The sequence below is a fragment of the Actinosynnema sp. NPDC050436 genome, assembly GCF_040655415.1.
GTDB lineage: Bacteria > Actinomycetota > Actinomycetes > Mycobacteriales > Pseudonocardiaceae > Actinosynnema.
In genome coordinates this window covers 26,664-43,586 of the sequence record NZ_JBFAJV010000014.1, presented here as the reverse complement: position 1 = coordinate 43,586, position 16,923 = coordinate 26,664, and the positions used below count along the sequence as shown (strand labels likewise).

The window sequence follows — 16,923 nt, the reverse complement described above, 5'->3', positions numbered from 1 at the left end:
TGCCCGCCACCGGACAACCGTGCCGCCAAGCCCACCGCGCGGCCCGCACCCCGGGTTCAGGCGCGCACCGGCTCCAGCCCGTCGCGCTCCGGGTCGACCAGGTAGACGCGGGCCTCGGAGATGTCGAAGTACATCCCGACCAGCCGCAGCGAGCCGGCCGCCACCGCCTCCCGGACGCTCGGGTGCGCGCGCAGGTTGTCGAGCTGCTGGGCGACGTTCGCCACCGCCAGCCGCTCCACCACCGGCAGCTCCGCCGCGCCCGGCGCGTGGAACCGGATCAGGCTCGACTCTGCCGCCCGCAGCCACGACCAGAGCTGCGAACCCGGCCGCGCCGAGCCGTCGACCAGCGCCTTCATCGCGCCGCAGTCCGAGTGCCCGCACACCGCGATGGTGTCCACGGCGAGCACCTCCACGGCGTACTCGACCGCCGCGCCCACCGAGTCGTCGCCGTGCACCGGCACCAGGTTGCCGATGTTGCGCACGCAGAACAGGTCGCCCGGTCCGCTGGTGGTGATCAGGTTCGGCACCACCCGCGAGTCCGCGCAGGTGATGAAGAGCTGCCGGGGGCTCTGCCCGCGCACGGCCAGCTCCGCCAGGAACGGCCGGACCAGCGGCGCGGCCGAGCGCTCGAACTCGTGCATCCCCCGGAGCATCGGGTCCGCGTCCTCGCGCGGCCGGGGCAGCGCGACGGCCCGCCGGCGCTGCCAGTGCGACCAGGGCGCGAACCAGCGCGGCAGCGGCGACAGCGGGGTCTTGCGCAGCGCCGGGATGCCCCGGGTGGCCTTGGAGAACCAGGTGTCGTGCACCTCGTCCACCTCGACCTGCCCGCCCAGCCGGACGTACCCGGTCCGCCAGTCGTCGATCGCCTCGAACGCGCCGTGGTCCAGGAAGTCGATGTGCAGCTCCAGCACCACCCGCCGGCCCAGCGGGATCGCGCGCAGGTCGCGCACCAGCCTGCCGACGCCGAGGAACACCAGCGAGCCCCGGATCACCACCCGCCAGCCGTCCGGCTCCTCGACGACCCGCACGGTGCTGTGCGTCAGCCGGCACAGCGACCGCAGGGCCGCCGCCGCGACGCCGAGCAGCACGCCCTCGACCAGGCCCAGCGCCACCACGCCCAGCGCGGTGACCGCGTAGGCGGTGAACTCGCCGTGCCGCCAGAGGGTCCTCATCCGGTGCGGGCTGACCAGCCGCGCGCCGACCACCAGCAGCACCCCGGCCAGCGCGGCGAGCGGGATCTGCTCCAGCAGCGAGCCCAGGGCCAGCGCGAACACCGCGATCCACACGCCGTGCAGCACGGTCGACGCGCGGCTGCGCGCCCCGGCGGCGACGTTGGTCGACCCGCGCGCGATGCCGCCGTTGACCGGCAGGCCGCCGAGCGCGCCGGCGACCGCGTTGGCGACGCCCTGGGCAACCAGCTCGCGGTCCAGGTCGGCGCGCGGCCCGTCGTGCAGCTTGTCCACCGCCACCGCCGACAGCAGCGACTCGACGGCGGTCACCAGGGCCACGGTGAACACCGCGAACGCGATGCCCAGGACCGTCCCCTCGGGCATCCTCGGCAGCACGATCGAGTCCAGCGACCCGGAGGGCAGGTCCACCCGGGCGACGTCCAGCCCGCTGCCCGCGACCGTCGCCACCAGCACCGCCGCCAGCGGCGCGGGGACGCGGGACGAGCGCGGCACGCGCGGCCACAGCAGCATCACCGCCACGGCGACCGCGCCGACCAGCAGCGCGGCGAGGTCGACGGGACCCGACAGCCTGCCCAGGTTGGTGAGCACGGCGGCACCGGGCAGGCCGCCCAGCACCACCACCGACTGGCCGACGACGATGGTCACGCCGATGCCCGCCAGCAGGCCGTGCACCACGGCGGGCGAGAGCGACAGCGCGATCCGGCCGACCTTCGCCAGCCCGGCCAGCACCTGCACCAGGCCGGCCCCGACGGTGATCATCGCGGTGGCCGCCCAGCCGTACTGGGCGATTATCCCGCCGAGGATCAGCACCATGCCGGCGGCGGGTCCGCTGACCAGCAGCGGCGCCCCGCCGAGCAGGCCGACCACGATCCCGCCGACGGCCGCCGAGATCAGCCCGGCCATCAGCGGGGCACCGCTCGCGGCGGCGAAGCCGAGCGACAGCGGGACGGCGATCAGGAACACCACGACCGACGCGGGCAGGTCGAAGCGCAGCACGGACGCCAGGCCGCCCGGGGGGCCGGCCGTGGTGTGCTCGCCGGCGTGGGACTTGTTGGAGCGCGGGCGGTTCATCGCCATTCCCTTCACTGCCGTGGCCCGGCCACGGTGTCTTCTCGTGCCATGGGGGCACCGCCCCAGCGCCGGCCGGCGCGGGGTGCGGGTTGTGGGGTGGAGCGGGTGGGGTCGGGCTAGCGCCCTAAGGGCAGCAGGCGGCGCGGCCTGGAGGCATCGAGTCCCGGCTCGGCCTCGGCGCGGTGGTAAGGGGTCGCCACGGTGGCACCTCCGTGTCGGCACAGGGGACGTGTCGGCACAGCCCGCGTCGCACAGCTCGCGTCCCCACCATGATGGGGGGAAGGTGGCACGCCTGACAGCGGTTCCACCCGGACGTGTTGATCTTTCGCCCGAACGTCACCCCAGGTGACGAGGTCAGCGGCCGGCCGAGGCGTACACCCGGTGAACGGCGAACGCGCCGCAACCCGATCCTATGAACGCGGCGGCTACGTGGCCGATCGCGCCGTGCTCGGGCACCCCGTCGAGCCACTCGGCGGACAGCAGCGGGCACGCGACCAGCAGGGCCAGCCACGGCCCGCGCAGGACCACCGGGGCGAACGCGGTGACCGCGCCGGCGGCGGTGAAGGCGACGTAGGTGACGCCGAGGTCGGTGGCGCGGGTCAGGTCGGCGGCGTACGCGCCGGAGGCGATCACGGCGGCGGTCACCAGGGTCGCGCCGACGTGGCCGAGGGTCGCCACGCCCGCCGCGCGCCACGGGCCGACCTCGCGCTCGAAGCGGCCCAGGCACAGCGCCGAGGCGACCAGCGCGACGAGCGTGAACACCACGCCGTCGCCGGGGTCCAGCACGAACGCGCTGCCCAGCAGGGCGTTCACCGGGTGGTCGGCCAGGTTCGCCGGGTTCGTGCTCAACGACTCCCGGACCTGGGCCGTCATCCCGTCGGCGAAGACGAACCTCATGAGCAGGGCGAGCCCCGTCACGGCGAGCAGGTAGCCCGCCGTGACGGGGTAGCGCCGGAACCGGTCACGCACGCGGCCATGGTCGTGCCGGAGCGGTCAGGCGTCCACCTGGGACCGGTCACCTGACCAGCGAGTGTGAAAAGTCCCCACCCGATCGGTGCGCCGGTAGGTGTGCGCGCCGAAGAAGTCGCGCAAACCCTGGATCAGCGACGCGGGCAGCCGCTCCGAGCGCAGCCCGTCGTAGTAGGACAGCGCGGACACGAAGCCCGGCGCGGGCACACCGGCCTCGACGGCCTTGACCACGACCCGCCGCCAGGCCGCCTCGGCGTTCGCAACGGCGTCCCGGAAGTAGTCGTCCACCAGCAGCGAGGCCAGCTCCGGCGCCCGGTCGTAGGCTTCCCGGATGCGGTCGAGGAACCGGGCCCGGATGATGCAGCCGCCGCGCCAGATCGTGGCCATCGCGCCCAGGTCGAGGTCCCAGCCGTACTCGGCGCTCGCCGCGCGCATCTGGTCGAAGCCCTGCGCGTAGGCCACCACCTTCGACGCGTACAGCGCCTGGCGCACGTCCTCGACCAGCGAGTCGTCCGGCGCGGGCACCACCTCGGAGGCCCCGAGCGCGGCCCGCGCGGCGGCGCGCTGGTCGACCCGGCCGGACAGCGAGCGGGCGAACACCGCCTCGGCGATGCCGGTCACCGGGACGCCCAGCTCCAGCGCCTCCTGCACGGTCCAGCGGCCGGTGCCCTTCTGCTCCGCCTCGTCCGCGATGACGTCGACCAGCGCCGCCCCGGTGTCGGGGTCGACGTGGCCGAGCACCTCGGCGGTGATCTCGACCAGGTAGGACTCCAGGTCGCCGGAGTTCCAGCCCCGGAACACCTCGGCGACCTGCGCGGGCGTCTGGCCGCCGACCCGGCGCAGCAGGTCGTACGCCTCGGCGATGAGCTGCATGTCGGCGTACTCGATGCCGTTGTGCACCATCTTCACGAAGTGCCCGGCGCCGTCCGGTCCGACGTGGACGCAGCACGGCACGCCGTCGACCTGGGCCGCGATGGCCTCCAGCACCGGGCCGAGGTGCTCGTAGGACTCGGCGGACCCGCCGGGCATGATCGACGGCCCGTTGAGCGCGCCCTCCTCGCCGCCGGAGATGCCGGCGCCGACGAAGTGCAGGCCCGCTTCGCGCAGCGCGGCCTCGCGCCGGCGGGTGTCGGCGAAGTGCGCGTTGCCGCCGTCGATCACCGTGTCACCGGGTTCGAGCAGCGGCACCAACTCGTCGATCACCGCGTCGGTGGGTGCGCCGGCCTTGACCATGATGATGATCTGGCGCGGCGCTCGGAGGCTCGCCACGAGCTCTTCCAGGGTTTCAGCGGGCACGAAGTCGCCCTCGTGCCCGTGCTCGTCCACCAGCGCCTTGGTGCGGGCGGAGGTGCGGTTGTGGACGGCTACGCGGAAGCCGTGCCGGGCGAGGTTGCGCGCCAGGTTGCTGCCCATGACGGCGAGCCCGGTGACGGCGATCCGCGCGGGTGCCTCGGAGGTGGTCATCTGCACAGCCTGCCCAAATCCGACCGGGTGCGCACGCCCTCTCCGGGGGTCGTGGGTCGGGCCGTTCACCCGGTGGCGGTCGAGCGTCGGCACAGGACGGCGGCCGTCGCGGCGGCGACCAGGCCCCCGAGCAGCATGGTGGTGGACGGCGACGTGGCGTCCACCACCACGCCGCCCGCCAACGCGCCCAGCGACAACGTGGCCTGGAAGGACGACGTGAACACCACGGAGGCCGCCTCGGGCGCGTCCGGCGCGGCCCGCGCGAACCACGCTTGCGAGCACACCGGCACCGCGCCGTAGGCCAGGCCCCACGCGACGAGCAGCGCAACCGCCCCGACGTCCGACCGTCCGAGGAGGGGCAACAGCAGGGTCGCGCACGCCGTGAGCGCGATCGCCGAGGCGAACGTGCTCGCGCGGTGCGCCCGCGCACCCGCCAGGAAGTTCCCGACCAGCCCGGCACCGCCGTAGACGAGCAGGAACGCGGTGATCGCGGCGGGGCCCGCGCCGGTGACCTCGCGCAGGAACGGTGTGACGTAGGTGTAGGTGGCGAAGTGCGCGAGCACGATCAGGAAGGTGACCAGCAGTCCGGTCCGGACACCCCTGCGCCGCAGCAGGTCGCGCAGCACGCCGAGCCGGGTCGCGCGTTGGGCGGGCAGCGGTGGCAGGAACGCCGGCAGCGCCGCCAGCACGCCGAGCGCCAGCACGCCCATCGCGGTGAACGCCGCCCGCCACCCCCACAGGTCGCCGAGGAACGTCCCGGCCGGCACGCCCAGCACCGAGCCCAGCGGCACCGCCGAGAACACGACGGCGGTGGCCGCGCGGACCCGCTCGGGCGCGACCAGCCGGCCCGCGAGCCCGGCCGCGACCGACCAGAACGCGCCGATCACCAGCCCCACCAGCACGCGCGACACCACGACCACCCAGAACGCGGGCGCGAGCGCGGCCAGGAAGTCCGCCACGGCGAGCAGGAGGGTCAGGCCGCACAGCACCGCCCGCCGGTCCCGCCGCCCGGCGGTGGCGGTCACGACGGGCGCGGCGACGGCCGCCACGACCCCCGGCGCGGTCATCATCAGTCCGGCCGTGCCGGTGGACACGCCGAACTCGGCGGCCATCGGCCCGAGCAGGCCGGCCGGCAACAACTCGGTGGTGACGAGGGCGAAGATCCCGGTGGTGACCGCGCCGACGGCGGGCCAGGACCGGCTGCGGGCTGTCGCGGGTGCTGGAGTGGACACGGCGGTCAGCCCACCAGCCGGCCGCCACCCCCGTCTGGCGGAAACGCGACGGTCACGTGCTCAGGCGGCGAGGACGGACGCCGCCATGCCGATCAGGGCGGTGCCGCAGAGCCGCTCGAACACCGGTTGCACCTTCGGCCGGCTCAGCAGGCGGGCGAGCCGTCCCGCGAGCGGCACCACGCACGTCCAGAACGCGGCGAACACGCCGACCGTCACGGCCGACAGCAGGGCCGCCTGCGGCAGCGGCGGTGCGCCCGGGTCCATCGCCTGCGGGATGAGGCTGAGGAACGTCAGCATCACCTTGGGGTTGAGCAGGTCGCACAGCAGGCCGCGCAGGAACACCGACTTCTGCGACGGCGGGGCCGCCGCGATGGTCGTGCGGCGGGAGCGCAGCGTCATGACGCCCAGGTACAGCAGGTAGACCGCGCCGACCGCCTTCACCGCCCACAGCGCCGCCGGGGCGGCGGCCACGAGCGCGGACAGGCCGAGCGTGGCGAGCAGCCCGTGCACCACGAGCCCGGTCATCACGCCCAGGGCGGTCAGCGCGCCCAGCCGCACGCCGCGCACGGCGTTCCCGGTGACCAGGACGAAGTCCGGGCCGGGGACGATCGTGATCACCACGAGCGCGAGCAGGAAGGAGGTCCAGGCGATGTGCACGGCGGGATCCTCGGTTCCGGGTTCGGATCGCCACCACCACTTCAGTACAGTGTTCGGTTGTGACGGACGTAGCCGAACTCGATTCGGTTGACTGGCGGATTCTGGAGGAGTTGCAGAACGACGCCACGCTGCCCAACCGGACCCTCGCCGACCTGGTCGGGCTGGCCCCGTCGACGTGCCTGCAACGGGTCCGCCGGCTGCGCGAACTCGGTGTGATCACGGGGTTCCACGCCGTGGTGGACCCGAGGCTGACCGGCCTGCCGCTGGAGGCCGTGGTGTCGGTCAACGTCCGGCCGCACACCCGTCCGGTGGTGGCCGCGTTCCGCGCGTACGTGATGGCCCAGCCGGAGACCCGCTCGCTGTTCCACGTCAGCGGCCAAGCGGACTTCCTGGTGCACATCGCGGTCGCGGACAGCACGCACCTCCAGGCGTTCCTGGTGGACAAGATCGCGTCGCGCACCGAGGTGCGCAACCTGACCAGCTCGGTGGTGCTGGAACGCGTGGAGACCCGCGCCCTCACCCCGCCGCACGACCAGCGCCCCACCCACCGCCGCCGCCGCGTGCCCTGAGCCCTCCCGCCCGAGGCGCTCGCGCGGTCAGGAGGGCGAGGCGCACGGTGGGCCGGGTGGGCGAGGCGCACGGTGGGCCGGGGTCAGGAGGGCGAGGCGATGGCGAGCAGGCGCACCCCCATCTCGGCGGCCTTCGTCCCGTAGCTGCCCGCAGCGCTCGACGGGCTCGCCTGAGCTGTCGGGCTCGTCGCGTTGGTCGGGCTCGTCGCGTTCGTCAGGACGACCACCGACACCCCGGCCTTCGTCCGGACCCCGCTGAACGCCTCGAACCCCGCCACGGCCCCCATCGCGTGCACCTCCGCCCAGCCCGCCAGACCCCGGAACAGCGCGCCGTGGCCCTGCCGGGTGTCGCCCTCGCCCGTGGCCGGGCCGCTGTGCTCGTCCACCAGCCGCACCCGCGCCTCGACCGGGGCGCCCGGCGGCAGGCCGGTGAGCAGGAACGCGTTCCAGCGGCCGAGGTCGGCGGCGGTGGTGACCAGCGCGCGGTCCGCGTACCGGGTCAGCGGCACGGGGTCGGCGGCGCGGTCGCCGACGTGCCCCGTCGCGCGGGTGGCGGGGTTGGTCCGCTCCCAGTCGGCCGCGGTGTCGTTCATGCCCAGCCCGCGCAGGATGGTGGCCGTCACGTGCTCGCCGTACGGCTTGGACGTCAGGTACTCGATCAGCGCCCCCAGCACGACGTAGTCGGTGCCGCTGCGCTGCCACCTGCCCGGGGGCCGTTCGACCGGCTTGCCCTGCAGGTGCCCGACGAACGCCAGGTGCGACAGCCGCCGCGCGTCCAACTCGGCCTGCTCCTCGGCGCCCAGCGCGAGGTAGTCGGGCAGGCCCGAGGTGTGCAGCAGCAGGTCCTTCACCGTGATCGCCTGCCACGCGGGAGGGCAGCCGGGCAGGTAGCGGCACACCGGGTCGGCCACCTGGAGCCTGCGGTCGGCCTGGAGCGCGAGCACGGCGAGCGCGGTCACCTGCTCGGTCAGCGCGCCGACCCGGAACGGCGTGTCGACCGCGTTGCGGCGCGACGCGGCGGTGTCGGCCATCCCGTACGCCTCGGACAGCAGCCGCTCGCCGTCGCGGCGGATCTCCACGACTCCCTGGAACCCGTCCCGCTTCAACTGCTCGTGGTAGTCGTTGAGCCGCTGCCCGAGTGCGACCTCGGCCGGGCTCGGCTCCTCGATCCCTCCCCGCGAGCACGCCGGGAGCACCAGCACCAGCAGACCGGCCAACACCGCCGCCGCCCGCCGCTTCCCCTTGCCCGAAGCGTTCCCCTCGCCCACCCTGTCCCCCTCGGCCGTCCGAACCTCCCCGGTCCGACGCCCGGAACCCGCGTCGGGTTTCACGCACTGGTGACCGGCATCGCTGTCATCGACGCGACCGGCAGGCCGGAACGCGCGTTAGCGTGCGGGGTATGCAGCCTGACGAGTTCCGCCGGATCGGCCACGAGGTGATCGACTGGATCGCCGACTACCGGGAGCGGGTGGGCGACCTGCCGGTGCGCTCCCAGGTCGAGCCCGGCTGGGTGAGGTCACAGCTCGCCCCGATCCCCGAGCACGGCGAGGGCTTCGCCGGACTGCTCGCCGACCTCGACCGCGTGGTGGTGCCGGGCACGACCCACTGGCAGCACCCCGGCTTCTACGCGTACTTCCCGTCCAACGCGTCGCTGCCGTCCGTGCTGGGCGACCTCCTGTCGTCCGGCCTGGGCGTGCAGGGGATGCTCTGGTCCACCTCGCCCGCGTGCACCGAGGTGGAGCAGCACCTGATGGACGAACTGGTCGGCGCGATGGGCCTGCCGGAGCGCTTCACCGGCGGCGGGGTCATCCAGGACACCGCGTCCAGCGCGGCGCTGGTGGCCGTGCTCGCCGCGCTGCACCGGGGTTCCGCCACGTGGCGGCAGTCCGGTGTGGACGGTGACGAAACGGTGTACGTGTCGAGCCAGACGCACTCGTCCATCGAGCGCGCCGCCCGCCTGGCCGGCCTGGGCGAGGACGCGGTCCGGTCCGTCGCCGTGTCCCCGGACACCCTGGCGATGGACGCCCGCGCACTGGCCGAACAGGTCCAGTCCGATGTGGACGCCGGACGGCGGCCGGTCCTGGTGTGCGCCACCATCGGCACCACGGGCACCGGCGCGGTCGACCCGGTGCGCGACATCGCGGAGGTGTGCGCGCGGCACGGGATCTGGCTGCACGTGGACGCGGCGTGGGCCGGCCCGGCCGCGCTGTGCCCCGAGCAGCGGCACCTGTTCGACGGCCTGGAGCACGCGGACTCGTTCTGCGCCAACGCCCACAAGTGGATGCTGACCGCGTTCGACCTGTCCCTGTTCTGGACCGCGCACCCGGACGTGCTGGTGGACGCGCTGACCATCCTGCCGGAGTACCTGCGCAACAGCGCCACCGAGTCGGGCGCGGTGGTCGACTACCGCGACTGGCAAGTCCCGCTGGGCCGCCGGTTCCGGGCGCTGAAGCTGTGGTCGACGCTGCGCTGGTACGGGCTGGAAGGCGTGCGGGCGCACCTGCGCGGGCACGTTGAACTGGCCGCGCTGCTGGAGTCGTGGGTGGCGGCGGACGAGTCGTGGGAGCTGGTCGTGCCCCGGTCGCTGTCCCTGGTGACGATCGCGCACCGGGACGGCGACGACGCCACCCGGGCGGCGATGGACGCGGTCAACGCGGAGGGCAGCGCGTTCCTCACCCACACCGTCGTCGGCGGCCGGTTCGCGGTCCGCGTGGCGATCGGCGCGGAAGCCACCCGCGAACACCACGTCCGCGCGATGTGGGATGCGCTGCGCACGGCGTAGCCCCCCGCCGGCACCGGCCCGGCCGCTGCTCGTCGTGCGGCGGCCGGCGCCGTGATCAGCGGGTCAGCAGGGTGGGGAGGTCGAGCGCGACCGGGAACGGACTCGGCACCGAGACCTCGCCGGTACCGCCGGCGACGTGTTCGCAGTCGCCGTCGACCAGGGTGAACGCGGTGAGCGTGATCGGGTCGTCCAGCTCGACCAGCCAGTAGTGCGGGATGCCCGCGTCGGCGTACTCGACGGGCTTGACGATCCGATCCGTCCGACCGGTGCCCGGCGAGACCACCTCGACGGCCACCAGGACGTCATCGGCGTCGTAGCGCGTCGGGTACTCCAGAGCCAGGGCGGTCTGCACCACCACCAGGTCCGGCGCGCGCACGGTGACCGGCGGGACGGGATCGACCAGGACGTCGACCTCGGGCACCGCGATCACGGACTGCGGCAACTGGGCGTCGAGCGAGGTCCCCAGGCGCTTGACCGCCATCTGGTGCCTGGAAGCACGCCCGGGTGTCACGAGCAGGATTCCCTCGACCAGCTCGACGTGGTGGGACTCGAACTCCGGCAGCTCGTCCCACTCGGCGAGCGTGAGGAGGTGGTCCGGCCACGCCGACGCGCTCACGCGGGCCACCCCTCCTCCGCCACCGACCTCGAACCGGACAGCCGGCGTCACGGCAGGACGCGCAGCAGGCCCTCCTGCACCACGGTGGCCACCAGGCGGCCGTCCTGGGCGTAGAAGCGGCCCGTCGCCAACCCCCGTGCGCCCGACGCCGAGGGCGACTCGCAGTCGTACAGGAACCACTCGTCGGCGCGGAACCGGCGGTGGAACCACAGGGCGTGGTCCAGGCTCGCACCGAGGACCTTGTCCGTGCCCCAGTACACGCCGTGGCGCACGAGGACCGAGTCCAGCAGCGTCAGGTCCGACGCGTAGGTCAGCACGCACACGTGCAGCAGGTCGTCGTCCGGCAGCTTGCCGCCCGCGCGCATCCACACCTGGCTGCGCGCCTCGCCCGGCCCGTCCTCCCGCGCCCGCCACGGCGGCTCGGTCACGTACCGGATGTCGATCGGCCGGGGCAGCTTCGCCATCCCGACCTTCTCCAGGTACCCGGCCGCCGACTCGGCGTAGGTCGGCAGGGTCTCCGGGGCGGGCACGTCGGGCATCGCCTCGAAGTGGTCCATGCCGGGCTCGTCGTGCTGGAACGACGCCGACAGCGTGAAGATCGCCTTGCCGTGCTGGACGGCCACCACGCGCCGGGTCGTGAACGAGCGGCCGTCGCGGACGCGGTCCACCTCGTACACGATCGGGACGGTCGGGTCACCGCCCCGGATGAAGTACGAGTGCAGCGAGTGCACCCGGCGCTCCGGCGGCACGGTCCGGCCGGCCGCCACCAGGGCCTGGCCCGCCACCTGGCCGCCGAACACCCTCATCGGCGACTCGGCGGGCGACACGCCCCGGAAGATGTTCTCCTCGATGCGCTCCAGGTCCAGCAGGGCCACCAGGCGGTCCAGCACGGGCTGGCCGTGCGGGACGCCGTCGGAGTCCAGCGGGAGGTCCGCGTAACCGGCGGCAGCGGCGGCACGGGCGGCCTCTGTCACGTCCTACCCCTAAGCGTGGTCGTCCTCTCCGAGCCGGTGCACCCGGATGAGGTTGGTGGAGCCGATGGTGCCGGGCGGGGAGCCCGCCACGACGACGACCAGGTCACCGGGCTGGTACCGCCCGATGTGCAACATCGACTGGTCGACCTGGCGGACCATCTCGTCCGTCGAGTCCACCTTAGGCACCAGGAACGTCTCCGTGCCCCACGTGAGAGCAAGCTGACTGCGCACGCTCTGCTCCGGCGTGAACGCCAGCAGCGGCAGGTGGGTGTGCAGCCGGGCCAGCCGGCGCACCGTGTCGCCCGACTGGGTGAACGCGACGAGGGCCTTGGCGTTCAGCCGCTCGCCGATGTCGCGGGCCGCGTAGGAGATGACGCCGCGCTTGGTGCGCGGCACGTGGGTCAGCGGCGGGACCTGCGTGGACTCGGTCTCCACCGCCTCGATGATCCGGCCCATGGTCTTGACCGACTCGATCGCGTACCGGCCGACCGACGTCTCGCCGGAGAGCATCAGCGCGTCCGCGCCGTCGAGCACGGCGTTGGCGACGTCCGAGGTCTCGGCGCGGGTGGGCCGCGAGTTCTGGATCATCGAGTCGAGCATCTGGGTGGCCACGATCACCGGCTTGGCGTTCTCCCGGGCGATCTGGATCGCCCGCTTCTGCACCAGCGGCACGTGCTCCAGCGGCAGCTCCACGCCCAGGTCGCCCCGGGCGACCATGACGCCGTCGAACGCCAGCACGATGGCTTCGAGGTTGTCGACCGCCTCGGGCTTCTCGATCTTGGCGATGACCGGGCGGCGGCCGTGGCCGACGCGGTCCATGACCTGGTGCACCAGGTCGATGTCGGCGGGCGAGCGCACGAACGACAGCGCGATGAAGTCCACGCCGAGGTTGAGCGCGAACTCCAGGTCCTCGATGTCCTTTTCGGACAGCGCCGGGACGGAGACGTCCATGCCCGGCAGCGAGAGGCCCTTGTTGTTGCTGACCGGGCCGCCCTCGGTGACCTCGCACACCACGTCGGGGCCCTCGACGTCGGTGACGATCAGGCCGACCTTGCCGTCGTCCACCAGCAGGCGGTCGCCGACCTTGGCGTCCTTGGACAGCTCCTTGTAGGTGGTCGAGACCCGGTCGTGCGTGCCCTCGACGTCCTCGACGGTCACCCGGACGACGTCACCGGTGCGCCACTCGACGGGGCCGTGGGCGAACCGGCCGAGCCGGATCTTGGGGCCCTGGAGGTCGGCGAGGACGCCCACCGCGCGGCCGGTGGCGTCCGACGCGGCGCGGACGAGGTCGTAGACCTGCTTGTGGTCGGCATGGCTGCCGTGGCTGAAGTTCATCCGGGCCACGTCCATACCGGCCGCCACCAACTCGTTGACCTTGTCCTCGGTCGCGGTGGCGGGGCCCAGCGTACAGACGATCTTCGCGCGTCGACTCACGTTCGGAGAGCCTAGTCCCCTTCACTGGACCGATCAGGATGTACCGGGGAGTAACCTGCCGGAACAGGCACAATCGGTCACGTGGGCCGCAGAATCCTTCCGTTCGTGACCGCCGTGTTGCTCAGCGTCATCATCCTGTTCACCCCCCAGTCAGGTGTCCCGGACTCGCCGCCGGGCACCGACAAGGTGGTCCACGTGCTGCTGTTCGCCCTGCTCGCGGCCACCGGCCTGTGGGCGCGGCTGCCCCGGGTCCCGCTGCTGGCGGGCCTGGTGGCCTACGCGGTGGTGTCCGAGGTGCTCCAGTGGCTGATCATGCCCCTGGGGCGCGGCGGCGACGTGCTCGACGGCCTGGTCGACGTGGCCGGCGTGGCCCTGGGCTGGCTGGTGGCCCGGTTCACGTACGCCGGTAGCCGACCGCGCTGACCCCGATGTGGTCGGCGCACCAGTCCACCAGCGGGGTGACCTCGCGCCACGCCGCGCGCACCCGCTCCAGGCACCCGGGCTCGTGCAGCACGTCGTCCGGCGGCCACACGCGCGCCGCGTAGAGCCGCTTGCGCTTGAGCAGGTCGATCCGGGGGTGCGCCGGGTCGACCCCGCGCGGCGCGCGCTTGAGCTGCGCCCCGCGCACCTCCCAGCCCCGTCCGGTGAGCTTCTTGAGCACCTTCTCCAACGCCTTGCCGCGCACGTCGTCGAGGACCGACTCCCGGTACCTGGCCGTCTGGTCCGAAGCCATGGCGAACGAGCCGCCGCCGACGAACAACCCCTCCGGGCTGACCTGGACGTAGTGCGCGCCGCTGCCCCGGCCCAGCTCGACCACCCCGCCGCAGTAGGTCTTGTACGGCGTCTTGTCCTTGCTGAACCGGACGTCCCGGTAGGGACGGAACACCTTGCCCTTGCCGAACTCCGGCTCCAGCACGGCGAGCAGCGCCTCCATCGGCGCGCGCACGTCGGACTGGTAGGTGTGCTTGTGGTCGTCCCAGTATGCCTTCGAGTTGTCGCTCTCCAGCCCGTCGAAGAAGTCGATGGCGTACTCGCCGAAGCCGGTGAATTCCACGGCGGACAGCTTACGTCCGCCCGCCGCCGGGCGCGGTCGCGTGGAATCACCGACCGGTGACGGACGGTGCATAATCGGCGCGTGAGTAGGAAATCGGCGCTGGCCAGTTGGCTGCACGAACTCGACGCTCAAGACATCCGGGACATCCTCGCGCTGCGCAAGGACGCGGCGGACTCCCATCCGGACTCGCTGCGCGGGCTGGCCGACGAGCTGACCGCTCCGGCCTCGGTCAAGCGCGCCGTGGACGGCCTGGACCGCGCGTGCCGCGACGTGCTGGACGCGGTGGTCCGATTGGGCGAGGACGCGAGCACGGACACCGTCGCGGAAAGCCTGCACTGCAACGGGAAGTCGTCCCGTGCCGAGCTGAAACGGGCGCTGGCCAGGTTGCGCGCGCACGCCCTGGTGTGGCCCGCCGGCGACCGGCTGCGCGCGGCGAGCGGGCTGCGACCGGCCGACGGCGCACCACCCCGGCGGATCACGCCGCCGCCGCGCGCGCCGCGCCGGACCGCGCAGCACCAGGACTTCGCGGACCGCGCGGCGATCACCCCGGCAACGTCCACTGTGGACGGTATAACCCGGCTCGTCGAGCTGTGTGACAACGATGTCGTCGCCACCCGCAGCGGGGTCGGCGTGCGTGAGCTGCGCCGGATCGCCGGCCGGCTGCGCGCCGACGAGGCGCGCGCCCGGCTGTGGCTGGAGCTGGCCGTGGAGGCGCGGCTGCTCGCCGTCGCCGACCAGGACCGGCGGGTGCTGCCGACGACCAGGTCGGACGACTGGCGCGGCGCGTCGCCCTCGGACCGGCTGGCGGAGCTGGCGCGGGCGTGGCCGCGCATGACGTGGACCCCCGCGAAACCCCGGCCGGCGCTGAGCGGGCAGGCGTCCGAGCACGGCGACGCGACCCGGCGGGGCGTGCTGGAGCAGTACGCGGAGCTGGCCGAGGACGAGGCGTTCGAGCACCGCCACGAGGTGGTGGCGGACCTGGCGTGGTCGCGGCCCGCCGCGCACGACCCGGGTGCCACGGAGGCGGCGCTGGTCGAGGCCGAGACGATCGGCCTGGTCGCGCTGGGTGCGCTGACCGCGCTGGGCCGGGCCGTGCTGGCCGGTGACGTGGCGCGGGCGGCGGCCGGTTTCGTGCCGCCCGCCGCGCAGAAGGCGCAGCTGAGACCCGACCTCACGGCGGTGGCGGTGGGCCTGCCCGGCCGGGAGCTGCGCGCGGCGCTGGAGCTGGTGGCGGAGCCGGCCGAGGGCGGCTGGCGGTTCACCGGGGCCGGCGTGCGGCGGGCGCTGGACGCCGGGCACACCCCGGACGAGGTGCTGGCACGGCTGGCCGAGGTCGCGGAGCACGGCGTGCCGCAGTCGCTGGAGCGGCTGGTCCGCGAGGTGGCGCGGCGGCACGGGCAGGTCACCGTGACGGCGGTGGCGTGCTGCGTGCGCGCGGACGACCCTCAGCTGCTGACCGAGATCGCCCGGCACCGCGCCCTGGTCCCGCTCGACCTGCACCGGCTGGCCCCGACCGTGCTGGCCTCCGCGAAGCCCGCCGGCGAGACCCTGGCCCTGCTGCGCGCCGCCGGCTACGCGCCCGCGCCCGCCGCGCTGGACGGCCGGTCGGTGCTGGAACGGGTGCCGCGCCGCCGGGTCGAGCCGCCGAGCCGCAAGGTCGGGTCGTGGCAGCCGTGGCGCGCGCCGCTGACCGACCAGGAGCTGAGCAGGCTGGCCGTGGCGCTGGTGGAGCAGGCCCGGCCCAGACCCCGGTTCGTGCCGCCGCGCGCGGAGTCGCGGCGGATGGGCGCGGTCCGGCTGCTGCGCGACCAGTCGCTGGTGCTGCGCGACTCCGAGGTGCTGGCGCTGGCCGAGGCGCTGGTGACCGGGACGTGCGTGGAGGTCGAGGTGGCGAGCGGCCCGCGGGCCACGGACCGGCACGTCATCACCCCGGTCGACCACGCGGCGGGCACCCTGACCGCGAAGGACCAGTCCGGTGGGGCGCACGAGTTCCCGGTGGGCCGCATCCGCTCGGTCCGCCCCGTGGGGTGACACCCGCTGCCCAACCGGAGCGCTACGGCGGACTCTCCGCCGTCTGCTGCGGGCAGCTTCGCCGTTGCACCACCGGGAGATCCGCTGTTGCGCCATGATGTCGCCATGCCTCTGACCTTCGACCGCTACCGGGCCGAGATCGTCGCCCAGGCCCGGCTCCTCGCCCAGCACGTGGACGGGGCCGACCCGACGACCCGGGTGCCGAGCTGTCCGGAGTGGACGGTCGGGCAGCTGCTGCGGCACGTGGGCGCGGGCCTGCGGTGGGTGGCCGAGATCGTGGCGACCCGGGCCGACGGCCCGCTGCCCGACGACGCCCTGCGCCACCTGGACGACTACCGGGACCACGCGCCCGGCCCCTTGGCCGAGGAGGTCGTGGCGGCGGCCGGGGCGTTGTCCGAGGCGCTGGGCGAGGCCGGTGAGACGGCAGCGGTGTGGACCGTCGTGCCGGGCCGCACGCCGCTGTTCTGGGCTCGCCGGTTCACCCACGAACTGGTGGTGCACCGGGCGGACGCGGCGCTCGCGGTCGGCGCGCGGTACGAGCTGGACCCGGCGGTCGCGGCGGACGCGCTGGACGAGTGGTTGGAACTGCTCAGCCTGCCGGTGATGTTCGAGATCCGCCCCGAACTGCGCGAACTGCTCGGCCCCGACCGGACGCTGCACCTGCACGCCACCGACCACCCGGGCGCGGAGTGGGTGGTCGACCTGACCGGCGACGCGATCGCCTGGCGACACGCGCACGAGAAGTCGGCGGTCGCCGCACGCGGCCCGCTCCGCGACCTGCTCCTGACGGTCTACCGCCGCGAGCAGGCAACCGCGCTGGACGTGGTGGGCGACCGCGCACTGCTCGACTTCTGGCTGGACCGGGTGAGCTTCGGCTGAC

General features: G+C 74.0%; 15 protein-coding genes. 5 read left to right on the top strand and 10 right to left on the bottom strand.

The genetic code is table 11. From position 1 onward, the window contains the following. Positions 1-56 precede the first annotated feature (56 nt). The 5 genes from AB0I60_RS28885 to AB0I60_RS28865 form a co-directional block, all read right to left on the bottom strand. Positions 57-2,261 (bottom strand): bifunctional SulP family inorganic anion transporter/carbonic anhydrase, encoded by a 2,205-nt coding sequence (locus AB0I60_RS28885; protein ID WP_360735128.1) that lies wholly within the window; start codon positions 2,259-2,261, stop codon positions 57-59. Positions 2,262-2,615: 354 nt separating this feature from the next. Then, positions 2,616-3,230, bottom strand: coding sequence for a rhomboid-like protein (locus AB0I60_RS28880; protein WP_360735126.1), 615 nt, complete (start codon positions 3,228-3,230; stop codon positions 2,616-2,618). A gap of 24 nt (positions 3,231-3,254) precedes the next feature. After that, positions 3,255-4,694, bottom strand: a complete 1,440-nt coding sequence (gene gndA, locus AB0I60_RS28875; RefSeq protein WP_360735124.1) for an NADP-dependent phosphogluconate dehydrogenase — start codon at positions 4,692-4,694, stop codon at positions 3,255-3,257. A gap of 65 nt (positions 4,695-4,759) precedes the next feature. Continuing rightward, positions 4,760-5,926 (bottom strand): MFS transporter, encoded by a 1,167-nt coding sequence (locus AB0I60_RS28870; protein WP_360735122.1) that lies wholly within the window; start codon positions 5,924-5,926, stop codon positions 4,760-4,762. Positions 5,927-5,986: 60 nt separating this feature from the next. Continuing rightward, complete coding sequence (locus AB0I60_RS28865) at positions 5,987-6,583, bottom strand: LysE family translocator (protein ID WP_360735120.1); 597 nt, start codon at positions 6,581-6,583, stop codon at positions 5,987-5,989. Between the two features lie 59 nt (positions 6,584-6,642). On the opposite strand from AB0I60_RS28865, the gene AB0I60_RS28860 reads away from it, so the two are divergent. Beyond that, positions 6,643-7,152, top strand: a complete 510-nt coding sequence (locus tag AB0I60_RS28860; RefSeq protein ID WP_360735118.1) for an Lrp/AsnC family transcriptional regulator — start codon at positions 6,643-6,645, stop codon at positions 7,150-7,152. An 83-nt stretch (positions 7,153-7,235) separates the two neighbouring features. Here the strand turns inward: AB0I60_RS28860 and AB0I60_RS28855 are convergent, their stop codons facing one another. Next, positions 7,236-8,420: a serine hydrolase domain-containing protein gene (locus AB0I60_RS28855; RefSeq protein ID WP_360735116.1), complete on the bottom strand. Its 1,185-nt coding sequence runs from the start codon at positions 8,418-8,420 to the stop codon at positions 7,236-7,238. A gap of 131 nt (positions 8,421-8,551) precedes the next feature. Between AB0I60_RS28855 and AB0I60_RS28850 the strand changes: the two genes are divergently transcribed. Then, entirely contained in the window at positions 8,552-9,934 is a 1,383-nt protein-coding gene (locus AB0I60_RS28850) for an aminotransferase class I/II-fold pyridoxal phosphate-dependent enzyme (RefSeq protein WP_360735114.1), read from the top strand. A gap of 55 nt (positions 9,935-9,989) precedes the next feature. On the opposite strand, the gene AB0I60_RS28845 is transcribed toward AB0I60_RS28850, so the two are convergent. Genes AB0I60_RS28845 through pyk form a run of 3 tightly spaced genes read right to left on the bottom strand, consistent with a single transcriptional unit; the run spans position 9,990 to position 12,958 of the window. Further along, positions 9,990-10,550 (bottom strand): Uma2 family endonuclease, encoded by a 561-nt coding sequence (locus AB0I60_RS28845; protein WP_360735112.1) that lies wholly within the window; start codon positions 10,548-10,550, stop codon positions 9,990-9,992. Between the two features lie 47 nt (positions 10,551-10,597). Further along, on the bottom strand, positions 10,598-11,473 hold the full coding sequence (gene tesB, locus AB0I60_RS28840) for an acyl-CoA thioesterase II (RefSeq protein WP_360735343.1): 876 nt from the start codon (positions 11,471-11,473) through the stop codon (positions 10,598-10,600). 60 nt (positions 11,474-11,533) lie between these two features. Next, positions 11,534-12,958, bottom strand: a complete 1,425-nt coding sequence (gene pyk / locus AB0I60_RS28835) for a pyruvate kinase (protein WP_360735110.1) — start codon at positions 12,956-12,958, stop codon at positions 11,534-11,536. 105 nt (positions 12,959-13,063) lie between these two features. Here pyk and AB0I60_RS28830 point away from each other — a divergent pair, with 105 nt between their 5' ends. Beyond that, positions 13,064-13,381, top strand: coding sequence for a VanZ family protein (locus AB0I60_RS28830; RefSeq protein WP_360735107.1), 318 nt, complete (start codon positions 13,064-13,066; stop codon positions 13,379-13,381). On the opposite strand, the gene AB0I60_RS28825 is transcribed toward AB0I60_RS28830, so the two are convergent. Next, positions 13,353-14,012: a DUF2461 domain-containing protein gene (locus tag AB0I60_RS28825; RefSeq protein ID WP_360735105.1), complete on the bottom strand. Its 660-nt coding sequence runs from the start codon at positions 14,010-14,012 to the stop codon at positions 13,353-13,355. The genes AB0I60_RS28830 and AB0I60_RS28825 overlap by 29 nt on opposite strands. Positions 14,013-14,093: 81 nt before the next feature. Between AB0I60_RS28825 and AB0I60_RS28820 the strand changes: the two genes are divergently transcribed. Both AB0I60_RS28820 and AB0I60_RS28815 read left to right on the top strand, forming a co-directional pair. Next, complete coding sequence (locus AB0I60_RS28820; RefSeq protein ID WP_360735103.1) at positions 14,094-16,043, top strand: helicase-associated domain-containing protein; 1,950 nt, start codon at positions 14,094-14,096, stop codon at positions 16,041-16,043. A gap of 105 nt (positions 16,044-16,148) precedes the next feature. Further along, on the top strand, positions 16,149-16,922 hold the full coding sequence (locus AB0I60_RS28815) for a maleylpyruvate isomerase family mycothiol-dependent enzyme (RefSeq protein ID WP_360735101.1): 774 nt from the start codon (positions 16,149-16,151) through the stop codon (positions 16,920-16,922). The last annotated feature ends 1 nt before the right edge of the window (position 16,923 follow it).

Excerpts from the sequence above, each read along its gene's own strand:
- AB0I60_RS28885 (WP_360735128.1), bottom strand. The coding sequence starts at position 2,261 with ATGAACCGCCCGCGCTCCAACAAGTCCCACGCCGGCGAGCACACCACG.
- AB0I60_RS28815 (WP_360735101.1), top strand. The coding sequence starts at position 16,149 with ATGCCTCTGACCTTCGACCGCTACCGGGCCGAGATCGTCGCCCAGGCC.
- AB0I60_RS28850 (WP_360735114.1), top strand. The coding sequence starts at position 8,552 with ATGCAGCCTGACGAGTTCCGCCGGATCGGCCACGAGGTGATCGACTGG.
- gndA (WP_360735124.1), bottom strand. The coding sequence starts at position 4,694 with ATGACCACCTCCGAGGCACCCGCGCGGATCGCCGTCACCGGGCTCGCC.